Origin of the sequence: Burkholderia reimsis (assembly GCF_003294055.1) — a bacterium.
Classification (GTDB): Bacteria; Pseudomonadota; Gammaproteobacteria; order Burkholderiales; family Burkholderiaceae; genus Burkholderia; species Burkholderia cepacia.
The window spans coordinates 1-2,872 of record NZ_QMFZ01000097.1 but is presented as its reverse complement, the minus strand read 5'-3'; the positions used below and the strand labels follow the sequence as shown (position 1 = coordinate 2,872).

General features: G+C 66.7%; 3 protein-coding genes. All 3 read right to left on the bottom strand.

The annotated features are described in order from the left end of the window. Positions 1-2,198, bottom strand: a 2,198-nt coding sequence (locus tag DPV79_RS41315) for a type VI secretion system Vgr family protein (protein WP_133295801.1), incomplete at its 3' end; no start/stop codon positions are given. 19 nt (positions 2,199-2,217) lie between these two features. Further along, positions 2,218-2,469 carry a PAAR domain-containing protein gene (locus DPV79_RS41310; protein ID WP_113048164.1) on the bottom strand — a complete coding sequence of 84 codons (252 nt, stop codon included), beginning with the start codon at positions 2,467-2,469 and terminating at the stop codon, positions 2,218-2,220. Between the two features lie 58 nt (positions 2,470-2,527). Beyond that, a partial coding sequence (locus DPV79_RS41305; protein ID WP_279636649.1) for a type VI secretion IcmF C-terminal domain-containing protein occupies positions 2,528-2,872 on the bottom strand: 345 nt, incomplete at its 5' end.

Genomic DNA, 2,872 nt, shown 5'->3' with positions numbered 1-2,872 from the left:
ACGAACAGCGTGAATGCGTTCGACACGCTTGCGAACAGCGAGTGGCCCACCGCGAAGCCAACATGCCGGCCGCTGGTGATGGCAATGTCCTCGTTGCTCGCGAGATGGGCGCTACGCTCGGCGGCCAGACTGATGCCGGCCGGCCCCGCCAGCACGATGTCGCGTTCCGTCAGTTCCGGGAAGTCGCCTTCACCCGTCGACGGATTACCCCTGATCGCATCGTTGCGCGCCTTGATCGCCTTCGCGACCTCGCTCTGATCGGCGTCGTGCTGCTGCGCCTCATGCTGTTGCGCGAGGCCCGACAGACTCTCCTGCAGCTCGCGCGCACGCGTAAGCCGGCCGACCGCCTCCTTCGCATCCTTCGCGTGGCCGGGACCGCCCGGCTGACCGTCGGTCAGGACAAACAGGCCCTTTAACGCACGCACCACACCCCAGTCGTCCGTACGGAGATCGAAACCCTTGCCGCGTGCGTCCGCCCGCCCCTTCTTCTTCAGGATGCGGCGCAGGTTCCCGAGACTGAGCTGCGACGCGCCTGCATCGCTCGCAATCTGCGTCTGGATCTGCCCCTGCGTATCGTCAATGGCGACGTGACCGGACGCCGTGCCCTGGAACTCCCGGCCTCGGATGACTGACACCGCCTGGTTGGCGGGCAGGTCCAGCGCCGGTTCGCGGAATGCATTCACGGGACTGCCCGCAATCACCGGCAGATCCGGATCGCCGTAATAGTGCGTGACAGCCACTTCGTGACCGATGCGCGGCACGAACGTCGCGCCCATGTCATTGCCCTGCCACGGCGAAAGCACCCGCAGCCAGATCCCCGAGTGCTCGTCGAGCTTGCCCTGCCGGTCCCACTCGAACTGCACCTTCACCCGACCGTACCTGTCGGTCCACACTTCCTGTCCGGCTGGCCCCACCACGATTGCTTTCTCGGGACCACTCAATACGGGCTTGCCGACACTGCGCTCAAGCCGGAACGGCTCGTTCGCTGGCAGCAGTTCGAACTGCGCTTCACAGCGGTACGCCTGTCCTGTTCCGGAGCGGTCCGCGACCTCCTCGATGTCGAGCATGCACGACACCACCACGTATTCGCGGTTCGCTGCCTGCTGCGGATAACCCGTCAGCGCGAACGTGCGGCCCACTGTCAGCCCGCGCAGGTTGCCCTTCCCGTTGGCGCGTAGCCCGGCGCAGCGCTTCGCCTCCAGCTGAACGCGCGCGAGATGCCGCGCCTCCTGCTCCGCATCATTGGGTTCGCCCGTGAGACCCTGCGCGCCCGCGAGCGGCTGGCTATGGTCGCCCCAGTCGTAGATCTCGCCATCGGCGCTCGCCGTCCTGCGCGGATGCTCCTCGGTGACGGTCAGGTTCGCACGTGGACGCGTGTAGTCATAGTCCACCACCGTCACCCGCCCGGGTGTCAGCCGGCTCGTTACCGACAGCGTATGGATGTGCTCCTCGTCGATGCGCTTGCCGTCCGGCGGCATATAGCGCAGCGTCTCGTACGCCGCGCCGTGAGGATGGTGACCGCCCATCGTGTCGCACAGCACGAGCCGATGATGACCGGCGTCGTGCTCGAACCACCACCAGATACCCCATTCTTCCCACAGGCGTTGCAGAAACGCCCAGTCGGTCTCGAACGCCTGGCGCTGCACGTCGCGCTTCGGATAGGTACCGCGAAACGCGCCCGCCAGGCGCTTGTCGACCGGATACGGATACTTCGCGAGCACCGCATCCGTGATCTCGACGACGCTCATGTCCTGGAAGATGCGGCAGTCCTGCGTGAGCGTCGCGCGGTAGAGCCACGGTCGCAATTCCAGCTCGTACAGAATCGAATGGCGGTCTTCACCGGCAACGCGCGCCGCAGTGACGAGCCCCGTGATCTCCCGCGTGCCCGCGCCGATGTTGCCGAGCCCGGCGTTGCCCGCGAGGCCGGGGATGAAATGCCCCTTACCCTCAAGCTGGATCGAGACGGTCACTTCGGTGCCGACCACCTTGTCCAGATCCAGATTGGCCGTGATGCTTGGCGAAAACGCATACGCGTCATCGGTGCGCAGCGTGACGAGATAGCGGCAGTCCTCGAGACGGCCGATTGATTCGGTGCCCTGCAGCCGCACCGGCGCAAACACCGGCAGGCCGTCGACGCCATAGGAAGGCAGCGCGGCGCCCGAGATGGACAGCGTGCGCGCCTGGGTGAGTGTCAGCATGATCTGGTCTCCTTGCGGTTCAGGCGCGCATCACGGTCGCGCCGCAACCAGTTCTGTCGCCGAGATAGCCGACGCGCCGGCCGCGATGCGTGCGCGGGCCGCTCGCCAGCAGCGGAAAAACCCCACCGCATTTCGGGCACTTCACCATGTGGCCGTCCAGCGCCACGGCAATGCCAAGGTGCTTCAGCTCTTCGGTCGCTTCGATGACCTCGCCGCCGTGGTCGGTGGTGTCGCCCAGACGCACCATGTCGCGGCCCTGCGCATCCTGCATGTGCAACTCCGTATCGGAAAATGACTGATTGGGTTCAAACGCTCGCCGGTCAGGCGGATCAATGTGTCGCGGGCGGCGGCGGTGCGCTCGCGCGGGGCAACCCGACCGGCGGGCCGCTGTCCGTCAGATTGAACATCGGCATCGAGCTCGGACACCGGAACGTCCTGAGCACGTCGCTCGTCAGCGGATTGGCGACGCTGCCGGCGCTCGCGATGTCGAGCACGGCCTTGCGGCCGTCGAAATCGAACACGACGCGCGTGCGCCCCGGCGTCGCGGTCTCGACAACGTGGCCCTTCTGGAGCAGGCGCATCAGCGCCCATGGGCCGTCCGTCGCGACCGTCGACGTGTCCGGGCGGATGCGCGGACTTGCGGTGATCTCCGTGTGGACGCCACCGCGCGGCCC

Coding starts and splice junctions, on each gene's coding strand:
- DPV79_RS41310 (WP_113048164.1), bottom strand. CDS start 2,469: ATGCAGGATGCGCAGGGCCGCGACATGGTGCGTCTGGGCGACACCACC.